The 13,541-nt window shown below is 63.7% G+C and carries 14 protein-coding genes; 12 read left to right on the forward strand and 2 right to left on the reverse strand.

The features are described 5' to 3' along the window. Window positions 1–112: 112 nt before the first annotated feature. Complete coding sequence (locus ATO9_RS05335) at window positions 113–928, reverse strand: lytic transglycosylase domain-containing protein (protein ID WP_043746366.1); 816 nt, start codon at window positions 926–928, stop codon at window positions 113–115. 369 nt (window positions 929–1,297) lie between these two features. Between ATO9_RS05335 and ATO9_RS05340 the strand changes: the two genes are divergently transcribed. From ATO9_RS05340 to ATO9_RS05390, 12 genes are all read left to right on the forward strand, one after another. Continuing rightward, on the forward strand, window positions 1,298–1,477 hold the full coding sequence (locus ATO9_RS05340; RefSeq protein ID WP_043747364.1) for a hypothetical protein: 180 nt from the start codon (window positions 1,298–1,300) through the stop codon (window positions 1,475–1,477). Window positions 1,478–1,627: 150 nt separating this feature from the next. Further along, window positions 1,628–1,801: a Flp family type IVb pilin gene (locus ATO9_RS24540; protein ID WP_202902110.1), complete on the forward strand. Its 174-nt coding sequence runs from the start codon at window positions 1,628–1,630 to the stop codon at window positions 1,799–1,801. A 269-nt stretch (window positions 1,802–2,070) separates the two neighbouring features. Continuing rightward, window positions 2,071–2,925: a Flp pilus assembly protein CpaB gene (cpaB, locus tag ATO9_RS05345; protein ID WP_043746369.1), complete on the forward strand. Its 855-nt coding sequence runs from the start codon at window positions 2,071–2,073 to the stop codon at window positions 2,923–2,925. Between the two features lie 172 nt (window positions 2,926–3,097). Continuing rightward, the gene (locus ATO9_RS05350; protein WP_043746372.1) at window positions 3,098–4,522 is read left to right on the forward strand and encodes a type II and III secretion system protein family protein; all 1,425 of its coding nucleotides are present in this window, start codon (window positions 3,098–3,100) and stop codon (window positions 4,520–4,522) included. A 5-nt stretch (window positions 4,523–4,527) separates the two neighbouring features. Beyond that, window positions 4,528–5,196, forward strand: a complete 669-nt coding sequence (locus ATO9_RS05355; protein ID WP_043747365.1) for an OmpA family protein — start codon at window positions 4,528–4,530, stop codon at window positions 5,194–5,196. Window positions 5,197–5,388: 192 nt separating this feature from the next. Next, window positions 5,389–6,633 (forward strand): CpaE/TadZ family protein, encoded by a 1,245-nt coding sequence (locus ATO9_RS05360; RefSeq protein ID WP_043746375.1) that lies wholly within the window; start codon window positions 5,389–5,391, stop codon window positions 6,631–6,633. 23 nt (window positions 6,634–6,656) lie between these two features. Beyond that, window positions 6,657–8,153: a TadA family conjugal transfer-associated ATPase gene (locus ATO9_RS05365; RefSeq protein ID WP_043746378.1), complete on the forward strand. Its 1,497-nt coding sequence runs from the start codon at window positions 6,657–6,659 to the stop codon at window positions 8,151–8,153. Window positions 8,154–8,158: 5 nt separating this feature from the next. Beyond that, window positions 8,159–9,127, forward strand: a complete 969-nt coding sequence (locus ATO9_RS05370; protein ID WP_043746381.1) for a type II secretion system F family protein — start codon at window positions 8,159–8,161, stop codon at window positions 9,125–9,127. An 11-nt stretch (window positions 9,128–9,138) separates the two neighbouring features. Beyond that, window positions 9,139–10,137 carry a type II secretion system F family protein gene (locus ATO9_RS05375; protein ID WP_043746384.1) on the forward strand — a complete coding sequence of 333 codons (999 nt, stop codon included), beginning with the start codon at window positions 9,139–9,141 and terminating at the stop codon, window positions 10,135–10,137. Continuing rightward, window positions 10,134–10,700, forward strand: a complete 567-nt coding sequence (locus tag ATO9_RS05380) for a tetratricopeptide repeat protein (protein WP_043746387.1) — start codon at window positions 10,134–10,136, stop codon at window positions 10,698–10,700. Before ATO9_RS05375 ends, ATO9_RS05380 begins: the two co-directional genes overlap by 4 nt. A 31-nt stretch (window positions 10,701–10,731) precedes the next feature. Continuing rightward, the gene (locus tag ATO9_RS05385) at window positions 10,732–11,577 is read left to right on the forward strand and encodes a tetratricopeptide repeat protein (RefSeq protein WP_043746391.1); all 846 of its coding nucleotides are present in this window, start codon (window positions 10,732–10,734) and stop codon (window positions 11,575–11,577) included. Window position 11,578: 1 nt separating this feature from the next. Then, window positions 11,579–12,070, forward strand: a complete 492-nt coding sequence (locus ATO9_RS05390; RefSeq protein ID WP_043746395.1) for a prepilin peptidase — start codon at window positions 11,579–11,581, stop codon at window positions 12,068–12,070. Here ATO9_RS05390 and ATO9_RS05395 read toward each other — a convergent pair. Beyond that, window positions 12,067–13,515 (reverse strand): cation-translocating P-type ATPase, encoded by a 1,449-nt coding sequence (locus tag ATO9_RS05395; RefSeq protein ID WP_043746399.1) that lies wholly within the window; start codon window positions 13,513–13,515, stop codon window positions 12,067–12,069. The two genes, ATO9_RS05390 and ATO9_RS05395, sit on opposite strands and share 4 nt — an antisense overlap. Between the last annotated feature and the right edge of the window lie 26 nt (window positions 13,516–13,541).

The following is a 13,541-nucleotide window of genomic DNA, read 5'->3' on the forward strand; positions in this document are numbered from 1 at the left end:
AATGCCAGCCGGGCCTCCGGCCGCCCCGCCCCTCTTTCATCTGGCCAGTAAATATCCTCGCCGAAGGCATGGGCGCGGCGGGGCTCGATGCCCCGACGGGGCCACCCTGCCCTCAGGGCTGGCGGAACGCGCAGCCATCCGACACCAGCACGGGTGGCGTCAGGCACAGGCCCCGGGCGACGTTGAACGCCGCAAGAACCTTGGGCACGTAATCCCGGGTCTCAGCGTAAGGCGGCACGCCGCCATGCTTGCGCACCGCGTTCTCGCCGGCATTGTAGCCCGCCAGCGCCAGCACCGGGTCATTGTCGAAATCCTGCAGCAACCGGTCGAGGTAGCGGATGCCGCCCCGGATGTTCTGCGCCGCGTCCAGCCGGTCACTTACGCCAAACCGCTCCGCCGCCGCGGGCATCAGCTGCATCAGCCCCTGCGCGCCCGCGCCGCTCTGCGCATCCGCACGGCCTGCCGATTCCACCGCGATCACCGCCAGGGCCAGCGCGGGCGATACCCGCGTGTCGATCGAGGACATGAGGATATCGGCGCCATAGGCCTCCGTGATCTTCAACAGCATGTCGAGCCGCGGCTCCGGCACCCGCGCGCCCGCAGGGCCATTGGCCAGGTGAACCAGCGCAGGGCCCAGCCGATCGGGGCTCGACGCGGTGAGGTCGGGTGAGATCTCGGTCCAGAACCAGTCCAGCGCCCCGCGGGGCGCGGCGGCGGCCGGGGTCACCTCGGCCTCGTTCTTGCGCGGCTTCGGCACCGGCAGGGGTTCGGTGATCTGCACATTGATCCGCTTGCCCGCCGACGCCTTGGGCGGCTTGACCCGCTTGAAGGTGAAATCCTGAAAGGCCGGCGGTTCGGCCGAAACGGGCAGCCCATGCAGGCACAACACGCAGCCGGCAACGGCTAAGGGTCTGGCAAGTCGACGCATTTCTATTGCCTGTCTCTATAAAAGATGTTTTTTGTCTGCTCTTTTGCAGCAAGTGTCGCAGAATCCCGTGATTCAGACCACCCTGCCGGTAAAATGCGTGACATTTGCGCACCACAAACCGCATGGAACGCGTTTCCGAACAGAAAAATCGTTAACTTTTCCTAGCCCTGTCAAGGCGTTAACAATTTTTCAGTTTCCGTTGCGCATTTCTTTATTTCCGAACCAATCACGCCCAAATGCTGCCCCAATCCGCTGGCTATATTGCGTTGTGCCGCCGAGGTGGTGCCCTGGAAAGAGAGAGCCAAAGGGTACCGGAATACCGAAACGGACAATCGAAACACTTACATGATCCTTTGGAGGGACATCAAAATGATCAAGTTCATCAAAAACTTCCGCAAAGACGAAGCTGGCGCCGTGACCGTTGACTGGGTTGTGCTGACCGCAGCCGTGGTTGGCCTGGGCGTTGCCGCCTACGGTTCCATCGAAACCGGCGCAAGCGGCCTGACGTCCAACGTCTCGACCTACATGGGCTCCCAGAACCCGAACTAAGTTTCGCGCTTGGCGTAAGCTGACGAAAATGGACCGTGCCCTTGCCCAAAGGGCGCGGTCCTTTCGGTTTCATACGGAACCGAACGGCCGAAGAATCGGCGTCTCAAGGGTCGCAAGACCATCAACCCTCTGATTCTGGGGAAGAGCAGGATGAAGAAGGTCGTGAAGACATTTCGCCGGGACGAAGCCGGCGCCGTTACGGTCGATTGGGTCGTTCTGACCGCACTGGGAATCGCGCTTTGCGTGGCAACGTTCAATGCCATGAGCGACGGCGCGACCGGTCTGGCCGGAAACACGGAATCCTTCATGGGATCCCAGCGGTAAGGACCACCCGGCCCGTCACCGCGCCATGCACCTCGCGAACCGTGCCCGCATCGCTGGCGCGGCGTTCACCGTTCGGCCCCGCGCCTCATGCGACAGTCACCTCACTGGACTGGTTCAACATGACGCTACGGGACACCGAACAACCCAACACTGTCCAATATTTGGCCACAATCCGCTTCTAATCTGACGCTTGTGGTAGCCCCGTGCCGACAGTCCGGGGCTTTGTGGGGGCCGGAACTTTCCGACCCTGAGCTGGAAAGGAACGCAATATGAGAGCTGTATTCGGATTGGTACTTGTCGTCGGTCTCGGCCTTGCCGGGTTTGCCGTCGTCATGGTCAAGAACCTCCTGAATGAACAGGCCATGCTGGCCCAGTCCCAGGCGGGACAGGTGCAGAAGGTCCCGACAAAGATGGTCTACGTGGCCAACCGCCAGGTTCAATATGGCGAGGAACTGAAGAAGGAAGACGTCCGCCGCGTCGAATGGCCCGCGGCCGCGATGCCCGAAGGCGTGTTCTTCGAAGAGGACCAGCTCTTCCCCGCCGGTGACACCCGCCCCCGCTACGTCCTGCGCATGATGGAGCCGAACGAGGCCGTCATGGAGGTCAAGATCACCAAGCCCGGCGAAGATGCCGGCCTCACCTCGCGCCTCGAAAAGGGCATGCGTGCCTTCGCGATCAAGGTCGACGTGTCCTCGGGCGTGTCGGGCTTCCTGCGCCCCGGTGACAAGGTCGACATCTACTGGACGGGCCGTGTCGAAGGTGCCAACCGCTCCGGCGAAGTGACCAAGCTGATCGAAACCGGCATCAAGCTTGTCGCGGTCGACCAGATGGCCAATGGCGATGTCAGCGAGGCGATGATCGCCCGCACCGTCACCGTCGCAATCAACCCGCAGCAGGTCGCCTCCCTCGCCCAGGCACAGTCGACGGGCAGCCTGTCGCTCTCGCTCGTGGGCAATTTCGACGATACCGTCGCCGAGGCCATCGAGGTCGACCAGCGCTCCCTGCTGGGACTGGCGGAAATGCCCGAAATTCAACAGCAACGCGAGGAACCCAGAGAGCGCGTCTGCACCATCCGGACCCGCCGCGGCGCAGAGGTCGTGGAGACCCCGGTCGCCTGCAACTGACCCCCTGCCACATCGCGAATTCGACAAAGCCGCAGCCTCGCTCTGCGGCTTTGTTGCATCAGGAATGGCGCGAAAGTCATTGATTCTTGCAAAAAATCGGCTTTTGCCCCATCATGAAAGGAACGACGGGCGAAAAGACCCGACCAGAGGCGTGATCGGAGAGGCAGGTCACATGAAAAATTGCACGTTCCTACGGGCCGCCCTTTTGGGGCTGACCCTGGCCATTGGCAGTACGGCTGTGCCCGCTCAGGCAGAGCGGCTGACAGTGGTGAACCGAAATTCAGAACAATCGCTCAAGGTGTCGATCAACCGCGCCGTGGTGGTCGAAAGCGACGTGGCCTTTGCCGAACTCAGCATCGCCAACCCGCAGATCGCCGACATCTCGTCGCTCTCGGACCGGTCGATCTACGTTCTGGGCAAGGCGCCGGGGATCACCACGCTGACCCTGCTCGACGCAGAGGGGCGGCTGATCTCCAATGTCGACGTGGTCGTGTCCGCCGATATCTCGGAATTCAAGGAACGGCTCCGCCAGATCCTGCCCAACGAGAAGATCGAGGTGCGCACCGCCAATGACGGGATCGTCCTGTCGGGCGTCGTGTCCTCCTCCCAGCGGTTGCAACGCGCCCTGGACCTTGCCGAACGCTACGCGCCGGAACGGGTGTCCAACCTGATGTCCGTGGGCGGCGTCCAGCAGGTGATGCTGAAGGTCCGATTCGCCGAAATGCAGCGGTCCGTGTCCAAGAACCTCGCCGCCTCGCTGGCGGCCGACGGCTCCGCGCTTGGCGGTGGCCTGGGGATCTCCACCGGCACCGGGCGCTATTCCAACTCCGGCAGCCAGACCTCCGGCATCGGCGGCACGCTTCCGGGCTCCAACACCAATTCCGGCGCGACCCTGCTGGGCTTCAACGCCGGTGCGGTGCAGGTCGGCATCCTGCTGGAAGCGCTGGAAACCAAGGGCGTTGTCCGCACCCTGGCCGAACCCAACCTCACCGCCCTGTCGGGGCAGGAGGCCAAGTTCCTCGCCGGTGGCGAATATCCCGTGCCCGTCGCCCAGGATGGCGGCACCGTCACGGTCGAATTCAAACCCTTCGGCGTTGAGCTCAACTTCATCCCGCGGGTCGTCGACCAGGACCTCATCAACCTCGAACTGCAGGCCGCCGTGTCGGCGATCGACCCCAATAACGGGTTCGAACTCAACGCCTTCCGGATCGACGCCTTCACCCGCCGCGAAACCTCCACCACGGTGGAAATGCGCGACGGTGACAGCTTTGCCATCGCGGGCCTGCTTCAGGACGATTTCCGCGACACCAAAAGCCAGGTGCCATGGCTCGGGGACATCCCGATCCTGGGCGCGCTGTTCCGCTCCGCCGAATACCAGCGTGAGCAATCCGAACTGGTCATCATCGTGACCGCGCACCTTGTGACCCCCACGCGGGGCGAGGCGCTGGCCCTGCCGACCGACCGGGTCAAACCCCCGTCGGAAAAGGATCTTTTCCTGTTCGGCAAGGTCGAAAAAGATCAACGCAAGCTCAAGGGGGCCGCGGGCGAAGTCGCCAAGCAGGACTTCAAGGGCTCCTATGGCTACGTGATGGAGTGATCGGGATGGCTCGCACAACTCACCTGATCCTCATCGGCGCGCTGGCCACCACGGCCCTGTCCGCCTGCACCACGGACAGCCGCCGGTCCTTCCTGAACGAGGCCGGTACCTTCCAGGGCGATGGCACCTTCGGCAACGCCACGATGAACAACACGCTCGTCCAGAACGGCGAAAAGCGCTACGTTCTGGATCTCGCCAACCGGTTCGCCAACGAAGTCGACAGCACCGTTAACTTCGCCTTCAACTCGTCGCAGCTCGATGCGGCGGCGCGGGCAACGCTGAACCAGCAGGCCAATTTCATCCGCCAGTTCCCCGAGGTCCGGTTCCGTGTCTACGGCCATACCGACCTGGTCGGGTCCGCCGCCTACAACCAGCGCCTCGGCCTGGCCCGGGCGCGTGCGGTGGTCGGATACCTCGTCTCCCACGGGATCAGCGCCACCCGGCTCGAAGCGGTCGTCTCCAAGGGCGAAACACAGCCTCTGGTTGTTACACAAGGTCGCGAGCGGAAAAATCGCCGCACAGTGACTGAAGTGACCGGCTTCGTCGAGGATAACCCGATGATTCTAGACGGAAAATACGCCCAGGTCGTGTATCGCGGCTATGTCGAATCCGCCATCGCCCCGACCGGTCTGACCGGGGTCGATTTCACCGGTGGGTCCTCGGGTGGTGAATAATCCCGGTTTGTGACCGGGATCGTTCTCACCGGTCGCACAATTACAGAGTTTTGGCCCAACTATTGCCTAGATTGACCTGCATTTTCCTACCCAGACCATAATACCCGAGCGACTCGGGACGGCGTCTAAGCCCACGAAGAACGGGCATGTCAGGTAGAACGGCAAGGCGCCGGTTGGATAGGATTTGAGGCAATGAACGCGACTGCACCATCGCAACCGGAAACGGACACGATCATCGCTTGCACCATCCGCCGTGAACCGGACGGGTTCGAGCTGCTGATCGAAGACATGGAATCCGCGCTTGGCGACCAGTGGGGCGACCTCGGCTTTGCCGAAGCGCTGATGTTCTTCAACCAGCCCGAAGCCCAGACCCTCGAATTCGTCGCCATCGCGATGGATGCCGAGGACGAAAACAACATCGTCATGCTGGGCGAGGTCATCACCCAGGCCCGCAACAACGGCATCAAGGTCATCCTGATCGCCGAAGACGTCAGCCCCTCCGCCCTGCACCAACTGCTGCGCAAGGGCGCCGACGAATTCGTGCCCTACCCGCTTCCCGAAGGCGAACTGGCCGCTGCCATCGCGCGCATCCAGACGCCCGAACCGGAACCCGACCACGACGCGCCTCAGCGCAAGGCCTCGGCCCGCGGCACCAAGGAAGGCGCCGTGATCGTCTGCCACGGCCTGGCCGGTGGCGTCGGCGCCACCACCTTTGCCGTCAACCTCGCCTGGGAACTGGCGACGGTGGCCAAGGAAAACGCGCCCAAGGTCTGCGTACTGGACCTCGACCTGCAATTCGGCGCCGTCAGCACCTATCTCGACCTGCCCCGCCGCGAGGCCGTCTACGAACTCCTCTCCGATACCGAGGCGATGGATGACGACGTGTTCAAGCAGGCGCTCCTCGGCTTCGAGGACAAGCTGCAGGTCCTGACCTCTCCGTCGGAAATGCTGCCGCTGGACCTCATCACCTCGGACGACGTGACCCGGGTGATCGAAATGGCCCGGTCGCATTTCGACTTCGTCTTGATCGACATGCCCTCGACCATCGTGCAGTGGTCCGAAACGGTGCTGAACGCCGCGCATGTCTATTTCGCCCTGATGGAGCTCGACATGCGCTCCGCCCAGAACACGCAGCGCCTCAAGCGCGCGCTCCAGGCCGAGGAACTCCCGGTCGAAAAGCTGCGCTACGTGCTGAACCGCGCACCCAAATCGCTCGACCTGAACGGCAAGGCCCGGGTCAAGCGTCTGGCCGAAAGTCTGGATATCTCGGTCGAGGTGCAGCTGCCCGATGGCGGCCGCCCGATCCTTCAGGCCTGCGACCACGGGCAGCCGCTGGCGTTCTCCGCTGGCAAGAACCCGATGCGCAAGGAAATTCAGAAACTCGCGAAATCGCTTTTCGAACTCGGGGAACAAGCCACCGAAGTCGAAGCGGCATAAGGACGAGAAGGGGGTAGGCAGAGATGTTTTCACGCTACAAGAAAGACGGCGGCACCGCCGCGGCACCACGGCCCAAGCCGGCCGCCGCCCCTCAGCCCGCCTCCCAGCCTTCGCTCAAGCCGGTCGGCGCCAACGTGCCCAAGGCCGCGCCGGAACAGCCCGCCCAGCCTCCAAAAACCGCCTCCATGCGCAAGCCGATGCCCAAGGCCGCCGCACAACCGGCCGCCGCGGACAAGAACCGCAAGCGCAAGGAACGCCTGGGCGAGATCAAGCTGGAACTGCACCGCGCCCTTCTGGACAACCTGAACCTCGCCGCGCTGGACAATGCCAGCGAAAGCGACCTGCGGATGGAAATCAACTCCATCGCCACCGAGGTGCTCCAGGAAAAGGGCATCGTGCTGAACCGCGAGGAACGCACGACCCTCAACCAGGAACTCTATGACGAGGTGAAGGGCCTGGGCCCGCTGGAAAGCCTGCTCAAGGATGACAGCGTCTCGGATATCCTGGTCAACGGCCCGCAGAACATCTTTGTCGAACGTAACGGCAAGCTCGAAATGTCGGACGTGACCTTCAAGGATGAAAAGCACCTGCTGCGGATCATCGACAAGATCGTTTCCGCCGTGGGTCGCCGCGTCGACGAGATGAACCCCTATGTCGACGCCCGTCTTGCCGACGGGTCGCGTTTCAACGCCATGGTCCCGCCGATCGCGGTGGACGGGTCGCTCGTCTCCATTCGTAAGTTCAAGAAGGACAAGCTGGCCATCGACGACCTGGTCAACTTCGGCGCCTTCACCGAAGAAATGGCCGCCTACCTCCAGGCCGCCGTGTCGACCCGCCTGAACGTCATCGTCTCGGGCGGTACCGGCTCCGGTAAGACGACCACGCTCAACGCGCTGTCCTCGTTCATCGACAATTCCGAACGCATCCTGACGATCGAGGATACGGCGGAACTTCAGTTGCAGCAGGTCCATGTGGGCCGGATGGAAAGCCGTCCGCCCAACGTCGAGGGCAAGGGCGCGGTCACCCCGCGCGACTGCCTCAAGAACGCCCTGCGGATGCGTCCCGACCGCATCATCGTCGGCGAGACGCGCGGCGAGGAAGTCATCGACATGCTCCAGGCCATGAACACCGGCCACGACGGCTCGATGACCACGATCCACGCCAACTCCGCCCGCGACGGTGTCTCGCGTCTCGAAAACATGATCTCCATGTCCGGGATCGAAATGCCGCTCAAGGCGATGCGCTCGCAGATCGCCTCGGCTGTGCACCTGATCGTGCAGGCCTCCCGCCTGCAGGACGGCACCCGGCGCATGACCTCGATCACCGAAATCACCGGCATGGAAGGCGACGTGATCTCCATGCAGGAGATTTTCCGCTTCCAGCGCACCGGCGTGACCCCCGAGAACAAGATCATCGGGCATTTCACCGCCACCGGCGTGCGCAGCCACTTCTCTGAACGGTTCAAGATGTGGGGCTACGACCTGCCCGCGCATATCTTCGAACCCACCCGGATGGACTGAAGACCATGGCCATTTCCGTCGCACCCGTCATCTACATCGTGATCTTCGTCGGCGTTCTTGCGCTGGTCGAGGGCCTGTATCTCGTCTTCTTCGGCAAATCCATCAGCCTCAACAGCCGCGTGAACCGCCGGCTCGAGATGATGGAAAAGGGCGGCAACCGCGAAGAAGTGCTGGAAAAGCTGCGCAAGGAAATGCAGCAGCACATGAAGGCGCAGCAGATCCCGCTCTATTCGCTGCTGGCCGAAAAGGCCCAGAAGGCGGCGATCGCCTTTACCCCGCAACAGCTGCTTCTGCTGATGGCGGGCCTTGGCATGGTGTCCTTCATGGGCATGACCATCGCCACCGACACCGCCCTGCCGCTGCGCGCCGCGATGTCCGGTGCCATGGGTGTCGGCGCGGTCTATTTCTGGGTCAGCTCCAAGGCGAAAAAGCGGATGTCCCTGATCGAGGAACAGCTGCCCGACGCCGTCGAACTCATGGTCCGCTCGCTGCGTGTCGGCCACCCGTTCTCCTCGGCCATCCAGATCGTCAGCCGCGAGGTCGCCGACCCGCTGGCCTCCGAATTCGGGATGATCGCCGATGAAAACGCCTATGGCCGCGACATGGGCGAGGCGCTCAAGGAAATGGCCGACCGGATCGGCCTGCAGGATCTGCGCTTCCTCGCGGTTGCGGTAACCATTCAGCAGACCTCGGGTGGTAACCTCGCCGAGATTCTGGCCGGCCTGGCCAAGGTGATCCGCGCCCGGTTCCGCCTGTTCCGCCGGGTCAAGGCCATCACCGCCGAAGCACAATGGTCGGGCAAGTTCCTGTCGGCCTTCCCGATCATCGCGCTGATCGCGATCAACGTGATGGATCCGCATTATTACGACGAGGTGATGGATCACCCGTACTTTATTCCCGCCTGCCTTTTCGTTGCAGGGTTCCTGGCGGTGAACCTGATGGTCATGCGCAAGCTTGTCGACATCAAGGTCTGAGGGGGCCGGACATGGAAGCGATCAATTCACTCCTGGTCGGGGCACTCGGGCCCCTTGGGCCGCTCATGGTCGTCGGCGGCCTCGGGCTGCTGCTGATCCTCGTCACCCTGCCCTTCCTGATCACCAAGAAGGAAGACCCGCTCGAGAAACTCAAGCGCAGCAATGCCGAACAAAGCCGTGGCGATGCCAAGCATGACCGCCTGCGCAACGCCAAGTCGAACAAGAAACTGGAACGCTATTCCAGCTTCCTCGAACCCCAGAACGAGGCGGAATATTCCGCCATGCGCCAGAAGATGCTGCAGGCCGGCTATCGCTCCAAGGATGCGGTCCGGTACTTCCACTTCGCGCAGTTCTCGCTGGGGATCCTCGGCCTGATCGTCGGCGTCGTCTACTTCCTGCTGTTCCTGGCCGCCGACGATCCGGACATGCAGAAGACCCTGATGTACACGATGGGCCCGGGCATCATCGGCTACATGTTTCCGAAATACTGGATCAACAAGCGGATGGAGACCCGCAAGGAAGAGATCGTCAACGGGTTTCCCGACGCGCTCGACATGCTTCTCGTCTGCGTCGAGGCCGGCCAGTCCATGGACCAGGCGATCCTGCGCGTCGCCGGGGAAATCCGCACCTCCTATCCCTCGCTGGCCGATGAATTCGAAATCGTCAGCCACGAGATCAAGGCCGGCAAGGACAAGCCCACCGTGCTGTCGGAAATGGCCGAACGCTGCGGCGTGCCGGACATTGCCAGCTTTGTCACCGTGCTCGTCCAGTCCGCCACCTTCGGCACCTCGGTCGCCGACGCCCTGCGCGTCTACGCGGCGGAAATGCGTGACAAGCGCGTGATGCGGGCAGAGGAAAAGGCGAACAAGCTGCCCACCAAGATGACGCTGGCCACGATGATGTTGACCGTGCCGCCGCTTCTGATCATCCTGATCGGGCCGTCGCTCCTCGGCATCTCCAAGATGGGCGAGATGAGCGCGCAGCAGACCCAGGAAGAGGCGCGTAAATGATCCGAACGACCCTGACGGTGCTGACCCTCGCACTGGCCCTGTCGGGCTGTGCGCGCGTCTTTCCCGCCAAGGTCGACAAGGACAGCCCCTTTGCCCCCGGCGTCGATTACCGGAAAGAGGCCGTGGACGGCCTGACCGTCGGCAACCGGCTTCTGGCCAACAAGGAATACAACCTCGCCCTCGACGCCTTCACCCGCGCCGCGATGGAGGAAGGCTTTACCGGCGAAACCTATGCCGGGCTGGGCGCCGCGAATTTCGGGCTGGGCCGTCTGGGCCAGGCGGAAAAGCAACTGCGCGAAGCCGTCAAGTCCCCCGAAGCCCCGCCCGAGGCCTGGAACAACCTGGGCCTCGTGCTGATCGAAAAGGGCGAATTGCCCGAAGCGGTCGAGGTTTTGCGCCGCGCCTTCGCCCTTTCGAACGGCCAGAACGATGAAATCCGCGAGAATTTGCGCTTGGCACTCGCAATGCAGGGCAAAAACGACTATGATCCGGACGTAGAACAAGAACTCGACTTGGTCCAAAGCGGTAAGGGGCAGTATAGGCTTCACCAGCAGGTACCTTGATTGGGGCGACGGCAGTAAAGGACGCAGGCATATGCGCCACCCTGTATTCGTATTCTCCTGTCTGGCGGGGGCGCTTGCCCTGTCCGCCTGCTCTCAGACGTCGACAAGCGAGGTCAATCGCGCCTTTCGCGATGTGAACGTCGTGGACGAGAGCAATCTCAACGACATCATGCTCACCGTCGGGGACCCGAACGAGGCGGTCGTCTACTTCCAGCGCACGCTGAAGGACAATCCCGACCGTATCGACGTGCGCCGCGGCCTCGCGCAAAGCCTGATCCGCGCCAAGCGCCCGACCGAGGCCGTGATCGCCTGGTCCAAGGTGGTCGACCATCCCGACAGCAACGGCGAGGACAAGGTCGATTACGCCGATGCCCTGATCCGTGACGGGCAATGGGACAAGGCCGACAAGGTGCTCGACACGATCCCGCCCACCCACGAGACCTACAAGCGGTACCGGCTCGAGGCGATGGTCGCCGACAGCAACCAGGAATGGAAGAAGGCCGACAGCTTCTATGAAACCGCCGTCGGCCTGACGACCCGCCCCGGCGGCGTCTTCAACAACTGGGGCTATTCCAAGCTGACCCGCGGCGATTTCGCCGAGGCGGAAAAGCTCTTCGCCCAGGCGATCCAGCACGACAGCGATCTCTTCACCGCCAAGAACAACCTGATCCTGGCCCGCGGCGCACAGCGCAACTACACCCTGCCCGTCATCCCGATGCAGCAGACCGAACGCGCGCAATTGCTGCACACGCTGGGCCTGACGGCCGTGAAACAGGGTGATGTCGAGATGGGCAAGACGCTGCTCCGCGAAGCCATCGAAACCCATCCCCAGCATTTCGAGGATGCGGTGCGGTCGCTCCGCGCGCTCGAAGCCTGACATGCTGGCGCTCGACCCGGTCGCGGCGCGGCTGTTCCTGCCCTTCGCCGCGCTGATCGGGCTCTACGTGTCCTGGACGGACCTGCGCGGCATGCGCATCCCCAATGCCTCCGTCATCCTGCTGGCACTGGTCTTCGTGATCCTCGGCCCCTTCGTCCTGCCGCTGGACACGTATGGCATGCGCCTGCTGCACCTCGTGGTGATGCTGCTGGCCGGCATGGCCGCCACCGCCGCCCGCATGATGGGCGCGGGCGACGCCAAGTTCATTGCCGCCGCCGCCCCCTTCTTCGCCCTGTCCGATATCAGCGCGGTGATGATGCTGCTGGCCGCCTGCATGCTGGCCGCCTTCGCCACGCATCGCGCGGCCAAGCATTCGCCGCTCCGTCGCCTCGCCCCCGATTGGGAAAGCTGGGACAGGGGCCGCGAATTTCCCATGGGCACCGCCCTGTCCACCACCCTGACGCTCTACCTCGCGCTCGCGGCCTTCGGTTAGCGCCGGATCGCAAACAGCCGGAAATCCTCGGTCTCGCCCGCAGGCTCCAGCGCCAGTCCCCGCGCCGCGACAAGCGCCATGATCCGCGCGCGCGCCTCCGGATCGGCGGCACATTGCGGCACCATCAGGTGGCTGGCCGCCTCGATCCCCGGCAGACCGTCGTAATACCACGGCGTCCCGCCCGGCAGCGCCTCCAGGTCGCCGAAGAGCCAATGCGGCGCGAACAGATCGGCAACGAAGGGCTGCACAATCATCTCCGGCGCCAGCCGGGCCAGCGCGGCCGCATCCCGCTCCAGCACCCCGATCAGCCCCGATTGCAGCTTGCACGCCCGCATTGCCTGCCCCTCGACGATCAGCGGCTCGGACCCCGGCGCCGCGATCACGGTGATCCGCGCATAGGCGACCTCGGCCCGCGCCGTGACCATGTTCAGCTGCGCCCCGGCGCTCAGCATCGGGCGATAGGCGCCTTCGGGCTGGATCAGGTGACGCACCGGGCTCCACAGGATGTTGATCGCCACGGGCAGGATCAGCCCCGCCGCCACCAGCGCCACAGCCCCCTGCCCCAGCCGCCAGGCGCCTTCGGCGCGCTGTGCCAGCACCCAGGCAAAAATCACCAGGAACAGCAGCCAGAGCGGATCATTCCCGAAGTTCTGCCAGCTCACGTAGATCAGCGCCGGCAGGAACAGCAGCCAGCTGACCGCCAGCGCCCCATGTCCCGCCCGGCGCAGCATCAGCACAACAGCCAGCCCCGCCAACAGCACCGGTGTCCCGCTGGGCGACAGAACCAGCGCGATCAGCGGGTCCGAAGGCATCGCCCGGTTCTCCGACCCGATCACGGCCAGCAGATCCCGCGCATAGGCCAGCCAGAACCCGAACCCGTAAACCAGCGTGACCCCCGCCAGCCCGGCCAGCGCGACGCCCAGCGACACCGCCAAAACGACAAACCGGCCCATGCACAAAAGTGCGATGACCACCGGAATGGCCAGCGCGACGGCAAATGTCACCTTGCTCATCGCCAGCGCCACCATCAGCGCGCCGATCGCGACCCCGTCCAGCACCGGCCGGTCCGTCCGCCGCACGGGCAGCAGGACCAGCGCCATGACGATCAGCGCCGCGGCCCAAGCCCAGCGGTTGTAATGCATCGACAGGGACAGCAACGGCTCCTTCCCGCCATAGACCAGGCCGGTCGTCAGGCCGATCACGACGACCCCGAAAAACGCTGCCTGCCAGCGATCCAGCCGGCTGATCCCGACCCAGAGCAAGGGCAGGAAAAACAGAGTCGCGACAAGCACTTGGGCCCAGACCAGCGCCGCGCCCAGCGGCAGGCCCCAGCCCATCAGCACGGCCATCGGTCGCATCGCCCAATCCCCGATCGGGGTCACGAAGTCCCGGTGCGGATTCGCGCCTTCTGCCATCCGTTGAACGATATCCACCAGATGGACCATGTCAGCTTCATGAGAGGTAAACCAAA

Source organism: Pseudooceanicola atlanticus (assembly GCF_000768315.1).
Classification (GTDB): Bacteria; Pseudomonadota; Alphaproteobacteria; order Rhodobacterales; family Rhodobacteraceae; genus Pseudooceanicola; species Pseudooceanicola atlanticus.